Here is an 18,264-nt window from a genome sequence, read left to right as displayed (position 1 = left end):
TAGAGCGAACAGGAGTCTGCAACTCAATTTTATCGGTGAAGGTAACCACCCCTACGGCATCGCGCTGGCGGCGCAGCAGCGTAGCCATGGCAGCAGCACAAAGCGCACTAAAGGTAATTTTGCCGTTGTTGTGCGTAGGGTAATACATAGAAGGCGACACATCCAGAAGTATGTGGCAGCGCAGGTTGGTTTCCTCTTCGTAGCGTTTTACAAAAAGCTTATCGGTGCGGGCAAAAACTTTCCAGTCGATGTGGCGGGTGCTCTCGCCGCTGTTGTAGAGGCGGTGCTCCGAAAACTCAACCGAAAACCCGTGGTAAGGCGACTGATGCAGACCGGTAATAAACCCCTCCACCAACTGTTTTGCCAGAAACTCCATATTTTCGAATTTCTGAACATCGGCAAGTGTAAGAGGCTTTTTCATGCGCGGAGTTTATTCTTTGGTGGTAGCTTCAGCTTCTGAAACGGCTAAAGGCGCTTCTTGTTGTGGGAGGTCGCTATCTTTCAGTTCCTTTACCCGCACGGTTCCCACACCTTCTCTTACGAGGTCTAGCTGCAGCGCCGCCGCCCTGGATACATCTATAATAGTGTGGCGGGAGCGCGACATACGGTCATTCACCTTCACCACCACACTCTTACCATTTCGGGTGTTGGTTACCAGCACGCGCGTGTTAAACGGAAGCGAGGCATGTGCTGCCGTCAGCTGGGTTTTGTCGTAGCGCTCGCCACTGGCGGTGGGGCGGCCCTGCATTTTGTCGGAGTAAAAAGAGGCTTTACCATCGGCGATATAAACTTTACTACCAGACATAAAAAAGAAAACACATACTAGTATAATCGAATTTATATTCATGCTATACTATAATTGGTCCGTCTCAAATATAGTGTAATTTTTTTTATCAAATTTTAAATTCAAAAGTTTTTATATATCAGAACAATATGTTACTTTTAGGTTCATTAAGTGGAATTTAACGTCTATTAAACGGTGGAAGAGAACAACGAAAAAGCAGAAATTTTTTCCCAAAGAGTTAGAGCAGGAAAGAGAACGTATTTCTTCGATGTGAAGTCAACACGCTCGAACGATTATTACGTGACCATTACGGAGAGCAAGAGGAAATTTAAGGATGAGACATTCTCTTATGAGAAACACAAGATCTTCCTTTACAAAGAGGATTTCGCTAAGTTTATGGAAGCACTGCAGGGAACCATTGACCACGTTAAGTCGGAGTTACTGACAGAGGAAGCCCTGGCCGCATTAGAGGCACCTGTGGCAGAACCAGAGCCATCGTTTGATGATGAATTGAAATGGGAATAGGCTCCTAGCCTGAAAAGATATTATTATAAAGCTTACGTTAATTTCGTAAGCTTTTTTTGTTTTTAGCTGATTTGGCATGCCTGCACCCGGTGCCACACAAATTCTGCAACCTGCACAGCGCATTTACTTATCTGAAGCAGTTTTCGCCAGTTGCGCTTTGCTCCCTAAATTGTTGTATATTTGCGCCCTGATAAAAAAGATTATTTGAATGGGACTCAGATGCGGAATTGTAGGACTGCCAAATGTTGGTAAGTCTACCTTGTTTAACGCTATTTCTAATGCGAAGGCAGAATCTGCCAACTATCCTTTTTGTACCATAGAGCCAAACGTGGGTATAATTACCGTGCCCGACGAGCGCCTGGAAATACTGGAGGAACTGGTACACCCCGAGCGGGTGCTGCCTACCGTGATAGAGTTTGTAGACATTGCGGGCCTTGTAAAGGGAGCCAGTAAAGGCGAAGGCCTCGGCAATAAGTTCCTGGCTAACATACGCGAGGTAGATGCTATTATTCACGTGGTTCGCTGCTTCGAAGACCCTAACATTGTGCACGTTGCCGGTAAAGTAGACCCAATTTCCGATAAAGAAATTATTGACACTGAACTGCAACTCAAAGACCTGGAATCGGTTGAGAAGAAGTTGCTGAAGGTACAACGATCTGCCAAAGCCGGCGATGCCAAAGCCAAAAAAGAATTTGCCAGCCTCGAGAAATACAAAGCCCACCTGGAAGCAGGCCTGAGCGTTAGGTCTCTTGATGCTACCGACGAAGATAAAGAAGCCGTTGAAGACCTGAACCTGCTCACCGAGAAGCCGGTTATTTACGCCGCTAATGTAGATGAGAACTCCATGAACTCTGGTAACGAGTTCTCAAAAGCGCTGGCCGAACACGTAAAAGACGAAAATGCCCAGGTGGTATTAATTAGCGCTTCTATAGAAGCTCAGATTGCAGAACTGACTGACCCGGAAGAAAAGGAGATGTTTCTGGCAGAATACGGCCTGACCGAATCCGGCTTGAATAAACTGATCCGTGCTTCTTACCAGTTGCTGAACCTGGTAACCTACTTTACAGCTGGTGTAAAAGAAGTTCGCGCCTGGACTATTGGCCGCGGCTGGAAAGCACCACAGGCAGCTGGCGTTATTCACACCGATTTCGAAAAAGGCTTTATCCGTGCCGAGGTTATTAAACTGAAGGATTACCAGGAATACAAAACCGAAGCAAAAATTAAGGAAGCCGGCAAAATGGCTGTTGAAGGAAAAGAGTACGTGGTGCAGGACGGCGACATTATGCACTTCCGTTTCAACGTATAAGTTTTTTATCCTCCACAAAATAGAAAGGCAGCTTTAGGGCTGCCTTTCTATTTTGTGGAGGGATGATGATTCCAAAATATTTCTTAAAGTCTTATCCGATATCTAAGCTTTCAACAGGTGAAGAAACCTTGAGTCTCGATATTTAGTTGATGCCTGGATTCTCGAAGCTCACCCATTTTAAGATTAAACAAACTGCAGAAATTTAATTTCCGCACGAATAGAACCCTTGACAGAAAAACGCCAAAAAGGCTTCTGAAGGGCTATTTCATTTGAATAATTTAAAAATCAGAACATCTACCTACTGCTCAAACCCCTCCACTACCAGCATTTTGGTATGAGCGGCTCGTTGTCTTATTCCTTTGGCCTTTGCGTATTCAGGTGAGTTCCACCACTCCCTGGCCCGCTCCACCGTCGGAAATTCAAGCACTACCAGGCGTTGCGGATTCCAGTTACCCTCCAGACTCTCGGTGCTGCCACCACGCACCACAAATTTACCGTCGTAGGCGGCAATAGAACCAGGTGTATAAAGTTTATACTCTTCGTAAGCCACTGGGTCTGTTATCTCGATTTCTACTACTACAAATGCTGACATATGATCATATTAATGGCTGTACAAAAAAATAAAAGTTAAAGGGCGTTTAACAATTTAACTGCAAATACGATTGAGAAAACAATAACCCCGATAAAAAACATATTTCTCCCATGTTTACGATCCGGAGCTGTATAGGCGTAAACTTTTTGTCCATTTGGCAACGTCTTTTTCTGTTTCCACAAAAACCACCCGATACACATCCCCAGAAAACCACCCAGTAGCGAAAGCAAGTAACCCAAAAAAATCCAGGCTTGCTGACCTTCCTCTGGTGTCGATAAGTCCAGCAGGCGTTGCTTTTTCAGAGAAGCGATCAAAGCATCATTCACCTCCTGCCCTCTCGATTTAAGAATCTTCTTTGCCAGCAGGAAATCGAACTCAGTCCATTCATCAGATTTCAACAAGACATCGTACAGTTCCTCGTCTGAGAAGGAGAAAAGGTAATGGCTTTCGTCTACGCTATCCAGATCTTTTGCCACACGCTCTTCCAGCATCTTTTGTGCTCTTGAGAAATCTGAAGCAGGTATTTTAACCTCAAACTGGCTCTGCAAATGGTTTCCTGTAAAGGTAAGGTCTACAACAGGCGAATTATCTGCCACTAGCACTGCCAGACCGTGTTGCTGTAAGAAATGCGCAAGCTCTTTTGCCTGCTGCATCTCCGGAAATTTTTTGAATACTGAAAAAGCTTCGTCTGCCATGCTCTCGTTTATGTAAAACAGTCGAAACCTCCTCTAAAACTTCCTGTTATACCCGATTTCTTCGTAACCCACCAGCCTGTCGGCGCGGGTGCCGGGGGGCCGGTAGTATACCAAAATATCGTAGGTGTTGCCCGTGCCGAAATGGCTGCCCTCGAAGTAGCTGGCATCGGCTTCGGTACCTGCACCGCCTGCTAGGGCATAGTAGTAGTTATAGTAACCCTGTTTCAGGAGCAGGCGACCCACATAGGCGCCACGTTCCTGGTTGTAGCGCATGCGGGCCTGCTCTGTTAAGCGCCAGTCGGTTAGGGCACCTTGCAGGTATACGTTTCCTTTTGTCTCCTCCGGTGCCCGAAGCTCAAACTCAACCCAGGCGTAGTCGCCGTTAACATCTCCGTTGCCATACTCCCGGTTCCCGAAGAGCAGTTTGCCATCAGCATCGGGGTCCTGGCTGTAAACTTCTCCCTGGCGAGTTTTGTCTTGCTGCAGGTTTACCACAATCGGGTTGGCCTCCAGGTTAATGCCCTGCACGCCAAGCCCCCTGAAACGGATGCTGCGGGTATCGAACACCCGAAACTCGCTCAGCCCCATAAAATGATCTTTAGGTTCGAAGAACACGTATTCTAACCTGCGAGCTTCGTCGCGCACAAATGTTGGCTGCGGATACGATTTGGCATTATCCCAGCGGTGGTTCTGGCGCATCACCACCTTTATTTCCTGCGCAGGGTTTACCAGCGGAAAATCTTTGTAGAAAATGTTGAACTCAACTGGCTGCCTCGAAAACCGACCTGACGGCCCAGCCGGAGCACCCAGTTTGGCAGCTACTGCTACAGCGTTTTCGTACACGAGCATTCTGCGGCTCAGCAGCACGTTACCGCCTTCCTCTGTTACTTCTACTACATAGTTGCCGCTTATCTTTACCCGTGGCACCCGAAAAGTATAGTGCACATACGGCACCCGCGTACTAACCGAGTTCTGAACATCAGTTATAAAAAACTCATTGAAATCGTTGAGGTACTGCGTCACGTTTAGCCCCGATGGAGTCCAGTTGGCGTTGCAGTGGTGCACTTTTACGAGTAACCGCTGCGGCCCCGCATTTACCCTGTCGAACTTTAACATCACTGGCTGCTCCTGCGTAAGCGGCAGCACCGCCGGGTTCAGCACCTCCTCAGGGGTGCCGGAGGCGCGGTAGCACTGTACCGACCGGATGCTCTCGTCGTAAATAAAATCTTCGTAGCGCAGCGTTGCCTGCGTGGTGCTGCTGCTGCCATAGCCCTGCCCTTGCTGCTCCAGTGGAACACACCCACTTATACCCCCTGCCAGCATGCCCGACAAAAGTAGAATAGAAACCTTATTTTTAAACATGAATTAAACTGAGTGTTGGTTTAGCGCCTGGTGCCACTGCCCCTCTACTTTCTGGTTGTTTGATGTACTAAGATAGTCAGACGCGATTAAAATCTTGTTTTCGCACACAAAAATTGCAAAAAAGAAAACCCGAACCACTTGCCCCATCTCCTATTCTCCTATTTACCAACCTTGTTAAAGTTTAAACAATTTATTTACGGCAGAAGCTGCCAAAGCTATAGCCTGCCAGCTGTTTACTCGTTATTGCAATAACGCTTGTTAGTTTATATATTTACCTAAACAACACTCTCTTAGGAGCCTATGAAAACAATTTTATTGGCAGGAGCTACCGGAAATCTGGGGGTTCATTTGTTTCAGGAACTGAAGCAGCAGGGGTACTATGTTAAAGTACTCGCCCGCAACAGAAGCAAAGCAACTACACTTACTCCAGCCCCCGACGAAATTTTTGTGGCTGATGCCTCTGAAGAGCAAGCTTTGAAAGGAGTGTGCGATGGTGTAGATGTGGTGATATCTGCCATCGGTAAAAGTCTAAGCCTGAAAGACAAATGCAAAGCCACCTTCAGGGATGTTGATTTTCTGGCGAACCTGAATTTGCTGGCCGAAGCCGAAAAGGCAGGCGTACAGCAGTTTCTGTACATTTCGGCTTTTGCTGCGGCGCATTATCCGCACCTGGCCTATTTTAAAGCCCACGCCGATTTTGCCGAAGTCCTGAAACAAAGCCCTATCAACCACACCATTCTGGAGCCAACTGCCTTATTTTCGGCGTTTAAAGAAAAAACAGCATTAGCATCGAAAGGTTTGATCGGGCACATTGGCAAAGGCGACAAGCGGATAAACCCAGTTTATGAAGGTGAAGTTGCCTGTGCCTCTGTTGCCGCCATTGGGCAGCCACCGCAGGTAATCGCCATTGGAGGCAGGCGCATCTACACCCGCTCCGGGCTTATCAGGCTATCTTGCAAGTTAGCTGGCCACAAAGGGTTGGTGCCCAAAATCCCATATTTTGTACTTATGCTGGTTATGCCGGTTATCAAACTTCTACAGCGTAACCTCTACGACAAAATGGCTTTTTTCGTAGAGGTTAACAAAGAAGATTTTTTAGCGCCGCCCCTGGGTGTACTAACGCTGGAGGAGTACTTTGAGCTGGAAAAACAGGTTGCCTAAGTTTATCTTTATAATTTATCGGGCAACGGAACAAGCGGTTCGAGGAAAGTCTGCACCTGCACCCCAGCCTCCAGGGTTCGTTGCACAGGGCATCTTCCCGAAATATCTTCCAGCCTCAGGCGTTGCTCTTCCGTTAAGTTACCGAACAGCAACAGCTGTTTGGTAATCAACATTTTCTTTACCAGTTTTTCGGGTGCGAGCGGATCTGGCACCTGCACTGTTTCTTGCTGCAGCCTTACCTCGGCTCGCTCGAGCGGCCAGTTTTTTCGGCCGGCGTACATATGCAGGGTCACTACGGTACAGGCTCCCAGGGCGCTCAATAAAAAATCGTTTGGGTCAGGGCCGGTTTTATGCCCGTCTTTTACAGCAGACTCATCGATGGTCATGCTCCTACCACCCGCTATTATTTCTGCCACGTACCCAGCCGTGCTGTCGGCACTAACAATAACTGTTTCGCTCTTTGCCATTTTTTCTTCAGCTTAAAACACTTTAGCATATAGTACGATGAAGCGTAGGAAAGAGGAAACCTTCGGCCAGTGATTTTACTTAACTAAACTTTTACCTGCTGCTGACCTTGTAAGCAAGAAGGAGGCCCTTAACTCAAATTTTTCTAATGAAAATACCCTTCCAAAGCTTCCTATGGCTATTTAGTGTCAAGGGTAAAAATAAGTATCTGCTGTTTTCGACTTAGCCATTGCAGTTAAATGGTAAGGTCCTACAGCTGTTCATCTAAAGCCAGACCTGGTAAGAACGGGAGTATTATAGGAAATACGGCCAAGGCAAATTAGAACCTGAGCGTGAAGGTGGTGCCGCGGCCAAGTTCCGATTGCACGGTAATAGTGCCTTTGTGCAAGCGCATAATTTGCCTGGAGAGGCTGAGGCCAATGCCGGAGCCCGTTTTTTTGGTCGTATAAAACGGAATAAATATTTTCGACATGGCTTCTGGTGTCATGCCCGAACCGTTATCGGTAATTTCGATGCTGGTGCGGCTCCGCTCGTCGAGGCAGGCTTTTACGGTTACCTGCTTTGGCTGCTCCCCTTCCAGAGTTGCCTCCATGGCATTTTTTATAAGGTTTATCAGCACCTGCTCCACCATGGTGCGGTCGGCATTCAGGAGTAGGTTCTGCGGAGCAAGATCGAGGTTAAATACGACACCATGGTTCATCATCTGCTCCCGCATCAGGGTTCTGAGTTCTTTCAGCAGCTCGCCCACATTAAAGAGTTGCAGGTGCGGCGCTTTTACCGCTGTCAGGTTCCGGAAATCGCTTACAAAATGTATGAGGCCCTGGCTCCTTCTACTGATGGTCTGCAGGCAAAGTCCTATGTCTTCCAGCTCCTCTTTCAGCAGGGTTATCTCTGTGGCGGTGGTATCGGTGTAGCTGCTTACCTCCTCGCCGGCACTGGCCGCCAACGACGATATGGGCGTAACTGAGTTCATGATTTCGTGGGTAAGCACTTTTATCAGGTTGTGCCAGGCCTCCATTTCCTTATCTTCCAGTTCAGGTTGAATGTTCTGCAACGATGCCAGCCGAATGGTGCTGCCCAACAGGGAGAGCTCCATTACATGCACCGACAGCTGCCCCAATTCACCGCTCTGCCTTAGCTGCATCAGCACCTTATCGCCGTGCACCAGTTCCAGTAAGCCGGCTGCATTACCGGTTGGCTCCACCTGCAAGTCCTGCACATGGCTGGCCTGGCTGTGTTGCAGTAGCTTTTTGGCGGCATTGTTCATCAGCAGAATAGTGCCATCTGGTTTGTAGGTAATTATGCCTGTGCCGATGTGCTGCACAATGGCCTCATAGTACTGCAGATTCGCCTCTTTGTCGGCTCGCAGGCTTCTGAATTTGTTCATCACTTCGTTCAGCCTGATAGCCAGTTCGCTGTGTATTTTACCCTCACCGCCAGCCTTAAACTGTTCTGTAAAATCATCGAACCGGATCGCGTTCAGAAACCGGATAACCTGGCGGTTGGTTTTTTCCTGAAAGCTGATGAGCAGGATAACCTGCAACAAGATAAACAGCACCAGCCCCACATAAGTAGCTCTGTAGGCTTCCGTAAAATTTATGGCAGCCAGCAAGTACACACAAATTAAAAGGGCCAGAAGCCGAAGCAGCAACTGGAGCCGGAAGTTTTTAAAGAGCATATTTCTCCAGCCTACGGTACAGAGCCCCCCTGGATAAGCCAAGTTCTTTTGCAGCCTTCGAGATGTTGCCATCGTGCTTTTGCATGGCACGCTGCACGGCATCGCGCTCCATGTCGTCGAGGCTTTGTGCGTTTTGCAATGCAGGAGCAGGTAGCGTTTCTTTTATAACCTTAGGCTCTTCGTCCGGCAGAAAGAAGAAATCGTCTGGCTGTAGTTCGCGGTTATCGCTCAGGATAGAGGCTCGCTCCAGTGCGTGCTGCAACTCCCGTACATTGCCGGGCCAGCTGTACCGCTGCAGCTTTTGCAGCGCAGCCACCGACAACGATTTGTGCGGCTGCTTGTATTTACGGGCATACGTACCCAGAAAATGTTCGGCAAAAAGCGGCAAATCGTCGCTACGGTCGCGCAGCGGCGGCAGGTTTAGCTCTACGGTGTTAATACGGTAAAGCAAATCCTGGCGAAACTCGTGGCGCTGCACCATGTCGCGCAGTGGCATGTTGGTAGCGCATATCAGGCGCACATTCACCGGAATGGCCTTGTTCGTACCTACCCGAATAACTTCGCGGCGCTGGAGCACGGTGAGCAATTTTGCCTGCAACGAAGGGCTCAGGTTACCTATCTCATCCAAAAACAAAGTACCGCCGTTGGCAGCTTCTATGCGGCCTACCCGGTCGTCTTTTGCATCGGTAAATGCACCTTTTTTGTGGCCAAATAACTCACTCTCGAACAGGCTCTCGGTAATGGCTCCCATGTCTACGGTTACAAACACCTTGTCGGCCCGGGTGGAGCGCTGGTGAATGGTACGGGCTATCACTTCTTTCCCGGTGCCGTTTTCGCCCAGGAGCAGGATATCGGCATCGGTTCTGGCTACTTTATCGATAAGCGAGAAAAGCTGCCGCATAGGCAAACTCTGGCCCGTTATAACAGGTGCAGCAGTGCTAAGTTCTGCCGAGAGCGTTTTGTTTACCTCCTTCAGGTGCCCGACCTCCTTTAAAGAATGGCGAAGCTTGGAAGCAGCCGCAAGTGTCGCCAGCAACTTCTCGTTCTGCCAGGGTTTCAGCACAAAATCTGTTGCCCCTTCTTTGAGTGCCCGCACCGCCATCTCCACATCGCCAAAAGCCGTAATCATGATAACCACCGCCGATGGATCGTACTTCAGGATTTCCTTCAGCCAGTAAAATCCTTCCTGCCCGCTCGTAATGTCCTGGCTGAAGTTCATGTCGAGCAGAATGGTATCAAACTCCTCGTTCGACATCAGGAACGGAATTTTTTTAGGGTTCTTTTCCATCACCACTTCTGTGGCGTACTTGCGCAGCAGCATTTTTGAGGAGAAAAGAATATCCTCGTTGTCATCAATTACAAGAATGCGTCCCAGGCTTTTTTCTTCCATAGTGATGTGTTACTTAAGTTGAAGGAATAGCATGTGCAGCTGTAAACCAGCAGCTACTGTAAAAGGGTAACTAATTTTAAATAAAAAACTGTTTCTTTTGGTCATTTGCTGAACCAGCCCCGCCAGAAGCAGCCATTTTGTACTTACCTAATTCTAGAAATACCCAATTTGATTAGTAAAGCTAACAGAAGATAAAAGAGCTTTTCGCGTGGCTATAGCTTTTGAGTTTTGCAAAAATTTATACACCTGGAATTCAACCTATCCTATTATTATCATCTTTACACACATGGCCCGAATTATTCTAATGAAAATGGCCTTTCAAAGAAATTTACACCAAAAAGGGTCAAGGGTAAAACCATACTTTCCATGTTAAATCTGAATTCTTTGCGTGGCAAGCCTTGGCTCCAAACCCAAAGAACTACTTCAGCTGCAATAAATAACTTGAAAATATTGTGCCAGCCTAATTCTTCTGTAATTTAAAACTATTTCAGGTAAAATGCATCGTGCAAGTGCCCATTACCGGACAAGTGCTGTTCGCTAACGGACATTAAATTTACATCTAACCATGGCAAAACCACTTAGAGACTGATTAACAAATTGGCACAGCTATTGGCTACGGTATCGTAGGCCTGCCGCACTGGTAGCCTTTCAAAACTGCCGTTGTACAGCTTAAATCTATGAAAAACATTGTTATTCAGACTACTCAGCTAGAAAAGAAGTATTTGACAGATACCATAGAAACCACTGCTCTTACCGGGGTGGATCTGCAGATAGCACAGAGCGATTTTGTGGCTATTATGGGCCCGTCGGGTTGCGGCAAAAGTACGCTGCTCAACATGCTGGGCCTCCTCGATGCACCGACTGCCGGAAACCTGTATTTTCTGGGAGAAAATGTAACTAAAGCTCCTGAACGGAAACGTGCTAACCTGCGCCGCCAGAACCTGGGCTTTATTTTCCAGAGCTTTAACCTGATTGATGAGCTGACGGTGCAAGAGAATATTGAGCTGCCGCTTTTTTACCAGGGAGTGCCTAAATCAGAAATAAAGGCCCGTGTGCAGGAGGTGATGCAACGGGTCGGCATTGCCCACCGCCACGCCTATTTTCCGCAGCAGTTATCGGGGGGACAGCAACAGCGTGTGGCCATTGCACGAGCCGTAGTTGGTAAGCCTCGCCTTATTCTGGCCGACGAGCCTACCGGTAACCTCGACTCGCAGCATGGCCGCGAAGTAATGCTCCTTCTTTCGGAGCTGAATGCCGCGGGTGCCACCATTGTGATGGTAACGCACTCCCCTGCCGATGCCGAGTATGCCCATCGCGTTATTAACCTGTTCGACGGACAAGTTGTAACTGAACGCATGGCACCTGCAGTGGCAGCAATTTAGCTATGAGCCTTCACCAGCACCAGGTCACAGTCGGCCTGGTAATGGTGTTACCTGAAACAATTTAGAGCGCACTACTTAATGACGACGTCATAACTTATCAAAAATCAACAATTGATTTTCACCTTTTTAGCAGGATTAATATAAAATCTTGTGTCCTGCGTCTTATATCCTATAACAGATAATAGTACAGGTTCGAATTCCGATTAATGAAGTCGTTGTCTATAAAGACTGACAAGCTTGGCAACTAAATTTTTAACAGACTCCACCAGCTTTACCCTATGCTGAAAACCTACTTCCTTACCGCCATCCGGATGCTGCTGCGTAACAGGAGCTATAGTTTCCTGAACATAATGGGGCTGGCACTTGGTATTACCTGTAGCCTATTGCTTTTCCTGGTTGTGCGGTTTGAGCTGAGTTTCGATAATTTTCATGAAAAAGGCGACCGCACGTACCGGCTGGCGATACGCCACGAGGCTGATGGCAACTCAGGTGTGATGGCTTCTATTCCAGGCCCTATTACAGATATTCTGCGCCAGAATAACCCCGGACTGGAAATTATTACACAGGTGTTTGGGGAGCAGGATGGGCAGATTACAGTACCTGCTACCGCGAACAAACCAGCCAGGCATTATCGTGAACCAGGCGCACTTGGCTTCGTAGAAAGTGATTTTTTCAGGATGTTCAGTTTCGGGAAGGGCAACCTGCCGTTTATAGAGCGGCTACAAGAGCCACACACTCTTATACTTACGCAGCAGCTGGCCACCAAATATTTTCCGGATAAAGAGCCTGTGGGGCAGGTACTCCGGCTAAACAACCAGTTAGACCTGGAGGTTATAGGTGTAATCCCGGACGTACCCGACAACACTGATTTCCCTTTCAAATTATTTGTTTCCTATGCTTCTGCTAACGAACTATCTCCTTACGAAATAAGCGAATGGGGAACGGTGCTGAGCAACCAAAACCTGTATGTAACGCTACCTGCCGGAGCAGATTACAAAGAAATAGAAGCCAGCATTAACCGAATTGTGCTACCACATATTCCGAAGAAACACCAGGACCTGAAGAGCTTTTTTCTGCAGCCACTGCACGATGTGCACCACAATGAGGAGCTGTTTAATTACTCTATGCGTGTGGTGCCGATGGAGGTAATCTGGGCCATGGCGCTGATCGGTATTATCCTGCTGCTCACAGCCTGCATTAATTTTATAAATCTGGCTACCGGGCAGGCCATTAAGCGCTCTAAAGAAGTGGGGATGCGAAAAGTGCTGGGATGCAGCTACAGACAAATTATACTGCAGTTCCTCGGCGAAACGTTCCTGATAACTTTTGCCGCCACTCTTTTGTCTGTTATACTAACGGAAATTTCGCTGCCTTACCTGAACCAGCTCCTTGAGCTAAAGCTCACCTTCAGTTTTGTTCGAGACCCGCTCCTGCTGGTGTTCCTGGGTCCTCTGCTGGTTCTCGTCACCCTTATCGCAGGTTTATATCCAGCTTACATGCTGGCAGGTCTGCAACCCATTGCTGCCCTCAAAAACAGGCTGAATACCCAACAAGTTGCTGGCCTCTCGTTGCGGCGGGTATTGGTAGTGCTGCAATTTACTATATGCCAGGTGTTAATTATTTGTACACTGGTGGTGGGGGAGCAAATGGCATATTTCCGGAATAAACCCCTCGGGTTTAATAAAGAGTCGGTTGTGCTACTGCGCCTGCCAGCTGGCAATGCTACAAAACTTGTTAGTTATAAGGCTAACCTCCTAAAGGAACCTGCCATTCAAAAAGTAAGTTTTACGATGGCTCCTCCTACCTCCATTATAATTGCTGAAAACGGCTTCAAGTTTAATGGTTCCTCAGAACCTATGCCCTTCAGGTCTCACACTAAATTTGCAAACGAAGCGTATTTCAACCTCTTCGATATACCATTTGTGGCAGGTCGTGCCTTTACCGCAAGCGACACCATAAAGGAGTTCGTAATCAATGAAACCATGCGTCGTAAGCTAGCCATACCTACAGCACAAGAAGCACTAGGGTATAAGCTCAACATGGCAGGGAAAGACGGCATAATTGTAGGTGTCGTGCAGGATTTTCACCAGAGTTCGCTGCATCATGAACTTCCTCCGGCCATTATAACCAGTCAGCTGAGTGCTTACTATTACATGGCGGCTAAAATCGATATGAATCAAAAAGAAGCCGCTATCCGGCATTTAGAGAACATCTGGAACAAAGCCTACTCCGACGATGTGTTCAACTATGAGTTTTATGATGAAACGTTCGAACTGTTTTATCGAGAAGAGGTCCGGCAGCAAACCTTGTTTAAAATATTTGCTTTTATTGCTATCGTTATAGGCTGCCTCGGTTTGTATGGCCTAATTTCATTTATGGTGGCCCAACGGACAAAAGAAGTAGGAGTAAGAAAAGTACTGGGAGCTTCGGCGCTGGATATCACCATTCTTTTTTCAAAGGAGTTTGTGAAACTCGTTTTAGTTGCCTTCCTCTTTGCTTGCCCCATAGCTTACTACCTGATGCAAAAATGGCTGGAGGATTTTACTTACCGAATAGATATACCTTATGTTGCTTTCTTAATAGCAGGTATTGTTACGTTGTCGGTAGCTTTAATTACTATGAGTTCCAAGGCAATTCAGGCAGCCTTAGCAGATCCGGTACAGTCGCTAAAGACAGAATAGATTTTTTTCACACGAGGGGCAACAATTTTCTTATTAAAAATGAACCACTTATGAAAAAGACAGCCTTTGCACTTTAAAAAATTAGCACCAGGTATTTGCAATTTAAATTCGACCCTCTATATTTGCACCACAATACGACACAATGGTCCGTTCGTCTAGGGGTTAGGACTTCAGATTTTCATTCTGGCAACAGGGGTTCGATTCCCCTACGGACTACAAGTTTCGATACAAAATCAGCGAAAAGCCTGCAAATTTAAGTTTTGCAGGCTTTTTTGTTTTCTGAAAGCCGCTAAATCATTCACCTTTTCGCATTCTGTAGGTGCGTGATTCGGTGAGTCATTTTAGCGGATGAAACGACTCACCGGATCAACACTTAAAACACTGATTATCAAGATATACAAATATTTTACATCTTGATTCAGCGGGGCTGCATGGCTATCTTGTTTCATCTTAAAGTAGCAATGCCATGAGTATGAGTATCCTTTTTTACATCAAAAAGCCCAGAAACTATTCCACTGGTCCCGTACCGGTTTACCTCCGCATTACGGTGGCCGGGCAAAGAGCTGAAATCTCCACCAGCAGAGCCTGTGAGCCCATCCAGTGGAACCCTTCCGCAGGGCGTGCCACAGGTAGTAATAAAACTTCTACCACCCTGAACCAATACCTGAACACCCTGCAGGCGAAAGTGCAGGAGACGCACCGGCTCCTGCTGGAGGCTGGCAGAAGCACGACAGCAGGAGCTATTAAAGATAAGTTTCTGGGAAAGCAGGAGAAGGTGTGGATGTTGGTCGAGCGGCTGGAGGAGCATAACCATCGCATAAAAGCATTGCTTGACTCGGAGTACTCTCAGGCCACACTTAAAAGCTACACCACCTCGCTGGTGCACGTTAAAGCCTTCATTCGCTGGAAGTTCGGGAAAGGCGATCTGGACCTGAGCAAGGTGGATCTGGCCTTCGTCTCCGACTATGACTTCTACCTCCGGAGCCAATGCAAGTGCTCCACCAACTCCACAGCAAAGTATATCAAGCAGCTCAAGAAGGTGATCAGGGCCTGCCTGGCCCACGGCTATATGGAGCAGGATCCTTTCCTGCACTACAAGGCAAAGCACAAACAGGTGGAACGGGTATTCCTGACAGAAGAGGAGCTGGAGCGGATAGCAGCCAAGACATTCGTGACCGAACGGCTGGGACAGGTGCGGGATATCTTCCTGTTCAGCTGCTTCACTGGTCTGGCCTATACCGATGTAAAGAAACTGAGGCAGTCGGATATAACTTCAGGGATAGATGGGGAGCTATGGGTATGCAAGAACAGGCAGAAAACCGGCACGCCCTCCCGCATCCCCCTGCTCCCATCGGCCCTAGCCATATTAGGTAAGTACGGCGACCACCCGCAGTGCCTGCACAAGGGCCAACTTCTACCCATCTTGAGTAACCAGAAGATGAACGCCTACCTCAAGGAGATAGCCGATGTGACCGGCATCACTAAACCTGTTACCTTCCACACCGCCCGCCACACCTTCGCCACCACCGTCACGCTCCTGAACGGGGTGCCTATGGAGAGCGTCTCGAAGATGCTGGGCCACACCTCCCTCAAAACAACGCAGCACTACGCTAAGGTGCTCGACGTGAAGGTGAGCCAGGATATGGGGAAACTCAGGGAGAAGTTCACTACCGTAGCAAAGTACTAAATATCATTTTGTTATACTTGTTGATAAGGAGATAAGGCGGTGAAAACAGTCACAGAATTGGAGAAACTGCGGCAGAGTTCCTATTGATCCCTTATTAGAGGAAGGTTCACTAGATCGTACTATCAAGGACCGGATAAGCAGCCCCTTACAGCAATATGTTACAACAGTGGAGGGTCGACTGTGCTTCATTACGAGCAAATGCTGCACCATATTTAACACAAGGTAAATTATTGGCGAAATAGTGCGTTCAAGAAATTCTCAGTTTAGGAGCAGCGTAATAAAGGAAAGGGCGGTGCACTCATTTTACAGATCAAGTAGAGCGCTAAACTTTCGGAAGCGTTAACCATTGTTGCGCCGATTCTTTGTTTAGGAATATGCCGACCTGTAACCGTTGGTGTAGCTGCGGATCATGCTGGACGAGGTCCTCAATACGCAAACTGCTCATCAACTCCAAACCAGTCGAATTGATGATGTAAGCGAACAGCTGTTGAAACCTGGGGTCAAACGCAGTGAAGATATCTCGTATTAGCCAATTCTGGTCAGCTACTTCCAGGTAGGCCATCCCCCGCATATCACAGACCCAGATGGTCAATTCATACGCTAAAGCATATTTGAAGGCTTTGGTTTGTACCTCGCTGAATATACTTTTTTTCTTCATTGGCCTGTACCTGCGTATAATCATTCGAGTGGATAGAGGTAAGTTTCATAGGGCTAAGCTGTTGTATGGGTGAGTAAGCCATAAGTTACGAAAATTAAGGGCGGAAGATATGGCATTATTCAACGTTTACCTGCTAGTATTTTCTTTGCCTGAGGAGAGGATATTTATGATCTATGAAAGATTATCAAAATGAGCTCTCTCAGGCAGTAGTCAATCTTATTCTCTGTCCGCTCCTAAAATTGGCGGACCATATCAATCTGGCATGTTTACATAGAAATTACTTGGTTAAGGCTATAAACAGCCTTTATTTTACATGCTGTAAACAAAGCACATTCCTAAGATAAATTTGCCTTTCCAATTGCACGCTCTCCCTATTCTATGGCTATCTACTATGCTTTAGAATAGGGAGAGCGTGCAATTGCATCATCAAAAGAAGGTAAGGTATAGTAAACGTAGATTAGTTTACTATACCTTCTTAACCATATGCCAGTCTGTCTTATTCCTATAATAAGAGAAAAAGCAGCTTTCTCTTTCCAAGGTTTAAGCCCCTGCCGGCGGCAGAGGTGCCGGCACGTTGTTCTTGACGGGGGGCAACGATTTCAGGTAAGCAAAGATGGCTTCCACATCCTGGTCCGTCATGTCGACGAAATTAGGCCAGGGCATGGGTGGGAGAAGCATGCGCGTATTGTCCATGCCCTTGTACTTTCCTTCCCGGAGTGCCTTCTTGAAGTTCTTGAGTGACCAAGTGCCTATCCCTGTGGCATCCGGCGTCAGGTTGGCGGCATAGGAGGTTCCCCAAGGGCCTACGGTCGCCGTATTGTTCATGTTAAACAAGACCCACCCATTTTTAAAGGCGGCCTGATCTACAGGAGGCAGCTGCTCCTCGGCTAGATGTCCTGCCATCAGATACCTTTCATCAGGGACAGGGCCACGGTCTGTCATGGTCTTTGCGGAGTGGCAGTCATTGCACCCGCCGATGGTTACCAGGTACTTGCCTCTTTCCACCAGGGCTTCCTGTGTAAGGGCGCTGTCCTGGGTGGTGTTCTGCGCCGTACTGTTTTCAGTGGTGGCACTTTCGCAACTGGCCAGCAGGACAGCTGCACTTAAAATGGTCAAATGTTTCTTCATTGGGTTAAGTTGAAAGTAAGTCTTTAATATTTTTTTGAGAAGTGGTCATAAGTAAAGGAAAGTGAGGGCCATGCAGGAGAGCCCATAGGTTCAGTACAGCAAGAAATGCACAGGTTTTCCGTTGGGACCTAAGCTGTTTAGCCTATTTATCCAGAGTAGGAACTTCTAAATTAAAGCTGCCCTGCTTTCTCCTCTGTCACATAGGGCAAACCCTATTCGCCCGTCCCATAAAAGCCTGTATTGCGGATGCAAAGCTATCTGTTCTGCGGAAAAAGAAAAGCACCGACTTTAATTTTGTTTGGATGCTGTAAGGGTTTAATTGCCATACAGTTCCCATTCCTTGTGTTCCTCCGGTGAAAGATTCCCTTTAAGCCACCGCTCTAACCCTTGGTCGTCAGAATCCGCAAAGAAGCGGCGAAAGTCCGACGAATATTTAGCGGATTCAAACCCCGCCCTTGTAAAGGCGGCCTTCATTGGCTCCTTAAGCGTTTCCAGCCATGCCTTGTAGTGTTCAAGCTTTGCCACTGACTTCAGGTTGAGAGTAGTAGTTGGAGATCATATAGCTTATGCGAGTAGCTAAATCTTTTTTCATTTTAGAACTGTTCATAATCATCTTACCTGAACAAAAAGTGTAAGCTTTCGGATAAATTTAAATAACTGTCCTGCTGATAAATATGCTTCACTAAAAGATATAATCAATAATAAAATAGACATATTGTTAGTTCAGGAAGCTTCTTAAGCGTTCTCCAGAGCGGATAAGTTCTGCAATT

At 47.3% G+C, this 18,264-nt stretch carries 17 protein-coding genes and 1 tRNA gene; 7 read left to right on the top strand and 11 right to left on the bottom strand.

Going from position 1 to position 18,264, the window contains the following annotated elements:
- The coding region (locus tag FVR03_RS16445) for a DUF58 domain-containing protein (RefSeq protein ID WP_147922855.1) at window positions 1-421 on the bottom strand (421 nt) is incomplete at its 3' end.
- 9 nt (window positions 422-430) lie between these two features.
- Window positions 431-805, bottom strand: a complete 375-nt coding sequence (locus FVR03_RS16440) for a septal ring lytic transglycosylase RlpA family protein (RefSeq protein WP_255474264.1) — start codon at window positions 803-805, stop codon at window positions 431-433.
- 174 nt (window positions 806-979) lie between these two features.
- Between FVR03_RS16440 and FVR03_RS16435 the strand changes: the two genes are divergently transcribed.
- Both FVR03_RS16435 and ychF read left to right on the top strand, forming a co-directional pair.
- Entirely contained in the window at window positions 980-1,309 is a 330-nt protein-coding gene (locus FVR03_RS16435) for a DUF3276 family protein (RefSeq protein ID WP_147922853.1), read from the top strand.
- Window positions 1,310-1,517: 208 nt separating this feature from the next.
- Window positions 1,518-2,615, top strand: coding sequence for a redox-regulated ATPase YchF (gene ychF / locus FVR03_RS16430; protein ID WP_147922852.1), 1,098 nt, complete (start codon window positions 1,518-1,520; stop codon window positions 2,613-2,615).
- A 298-nt stretch (window positions 2,616-2,913) separates the two neighbouring features.
- Here ychF and FVR03_RS16425 read toward each other — a convergent pair whose 3' ends face one another.
- The 3 genes from FVR03_RS16425 to FVR03_RS16415 are packed head-to-tail and all read right to left on the bottom strand — an operon-like array spanning window position 2,914 to window position 5,264.
- Entirely contained in the window at window positions 2,914-3,207 is a 294-nt protein-coding gene (locus tag FVR03_RS16425; RefSeq protein WP_147922851.1) for a DUF1330 domain-containing protein, read from the bottom strand.
- Window positions 3,208-3,242: 35 nt separating this feature from the next.
- Window positions 3,243-3,902 (bottom strand): hypothetical protein, encoded by a 660-nt coding sequence (locus FVR03_RS16420; protein WP_147922850.1) that lies wholly within the window; start codon window positions 3,900-3,902, stop codon window positions 3,243-3,245.
- 33 nt (window positions 3,903-3,935) lie between these two features.
- Window positions 3,936-5,264, bottom strand: coding sequence for a type IX secretion system plug protein (locus tag FVR03_RS16415; protein ID WP_147922849.1), 1,329 nt, complete (start codon window positions 5,262-5,264; stop codon window positions 3,936-3,938).
- Window positions 5,265-5,564: 300 nt separating this feature from the next.
- Between FVR03_RS16415 and FVR03_RS16410 the strand changes: the two genes are divergently transcribed.
- Window positions 5,565-6,425 carry an SDR family oxidoreductase gene (locus FVR03_RS16410; RefSeq protein WP_147922848.1) on the top strand — a complete coding sequence of 287 codons (861 nt, stop codon included), beginning with the start codon at window positions 5,565-5,567 and terminating at the stop codon, window positions 6,423-6,425.
- An 8-nt stretch (window positions 6,426-6,433) separates the two neighbouring features.
- On the opposite strand, the gene FVR03_RS16405 is transcribed toward FVR03_RS16410, so the two are convergent.
- The 3 genes from FVR03_RS16405 to FVR03_RS16395 form a co-directional block, all read right to left on the bottom strand.
- Window positions 6,434-6,892: an OsmC family protein gene (locus tag FVR03_RS16405; protein WP_147922847.1), complete on the bottom strand. Its 459-nt coding sequence runs from the start codon at window positions 6,890-6,892 to the stop codon at window positions 6,434-6,436.
- A gap of 317 nt (window positions 6,893-7,209) precedes the next feature.
- Window positions 7,210-8,568 carry a sensor histidine kinase gene (locus FVR03_RS16400; protein ID WP_147922846.1) on the bottom strand — a complete coding sequence of 453 codons (1,359 nt, stop codon included), beginning with the start codon at window positions 8,566-8,568 and terminating at the stop codon, window positions 7,210-7,212.
- Entirely contained in the window at window positions 8,558-9,958 is a 1,401-nt protein-coding gene (locus tag FVR03_RS16395; protein WP_147922845.1) for a sigma-54-dependent transcriptional regulator, read from the bottom strand. The genes FVR03_RS16400 and FVR03_RS16395 overlap by 11 nt, the downstream gene beginning before the upstream one ends.
- Before the next feature lie 677 nt (window positions 9,959-10,635).
- Here FVR03_RS16395 and FVR03_RS16390 point away from each other — a divergent pair.
- The 4 genes from FVR03_RS16390 (at window position 10,636) to FVR03_RS16375 (ending at window position 15,708) form a co-directional block, all read left to right on the top strand.
- Window positions 10,636-11,340 (top strand): ABC transporter ATP-binding protein, encoded by a 705-nt coding sequence (locus tag FVR03_RS16390; RefSeq protein WP_147922844.1) that lies wholly within the window; start codon window positions 10,636-10,638, stop codon window positions 11,338-11,340.
- Window positions 11,341-11,618: 278 nt separating this feature from the next.
- Window positions 11,619-14,021 carry an ABC transporter permease gene (locus tag FVR03_RS16385; RefSeq protein ID WP_147922843.1) on the top strand — a complete coding sequence of 801 codons (2,403 nt, stop codon included), beginning with the start codon at window positions 11,619-11,621 and terminating at the stop codon, window positions 14,019-14,021.
- A gap of 144 nt (window positions 14,022-14,165) precedes the next feature.
- Window positions 14,166-14,237, top strand: a tRNA-Glu gene (locus tag FVR03_RS16380).
- A 256-nt stretch (window positions 14,238-14,493) separates the two neighbouring features.
- Entirely contained in the window at window positions 14,494-15,708 is a 1,215-nt protein-coding gene (locus FVR03_RS16375) for a site-specific integrase (protein WP_187270191.1), read from the top strand.
- A gap of 322 nt (window positions 15,709-16,030) precedes the next feature.
- Here the strand turns inward: FVR03_RS16375 and FVR03_RS16370 are convergent, their stop codons facing one another.
- The 3 genes from FVR03_RS16370 to FVR03_RS16360 all read right to left on the bottom strand — a co-directional run bounded on the left by FVR03_RS16370 (window position 16,031) and on the right by FVR03_RS16360 (window position 18,019).
- Complete coding sequence (locus FVR03_RS16370; RefSeq protein WP_147922841.1) at window positions 16,031-16,366, bottom strand: hypothetical protein; 336 nt, start codon at window positions 16,364-16,366, stop codon at window positions 16,031-16,033.
- Between the two features lie 540 nt (window positions 16,367-16,906).
- On the bottom strand, window positions 16,907-17,494 hold the full coding sequence (locus FVR03_RS16365; RefSeq protein ID WP_147922840.1) for a c-type cytochrome: 588 nt from the start codon (window positions 17,492-17,494) through the stop codon (window positions 16,907-16,909).
- A gap of 315 nt (window positions 17,495-17,809) precedes the next feature.
- Window positions 17,810-18,019: a hypothetical protein gene (locus FVR03_RS16360; RefSeq protein WP_147922839.1), complete on the bottom strand. Its 210-nt coding sequence runs from the start codon at window positions 18,017-18,019 to the stop codon at window positions 17,810-17,812.
- Between the last annotated feature and the right edge of the window lie 245 nt (window positions 18,020-18,264).

This window comes from Pontibacter qinzhouensis (genome assembly GCF_008017455.1).
Lineage (GTDB): Bacteria > Bacteroidota > Bacteroidia > Cytophagales > Hymenobacteraceae > Pontibacter > Pontibacter qinzhouensis.
The sequence above is the reverse complement of the archived record's forward strand: the minus strand, read 5'-3'. Positions and strand labels throughout refer to the sequence as shown.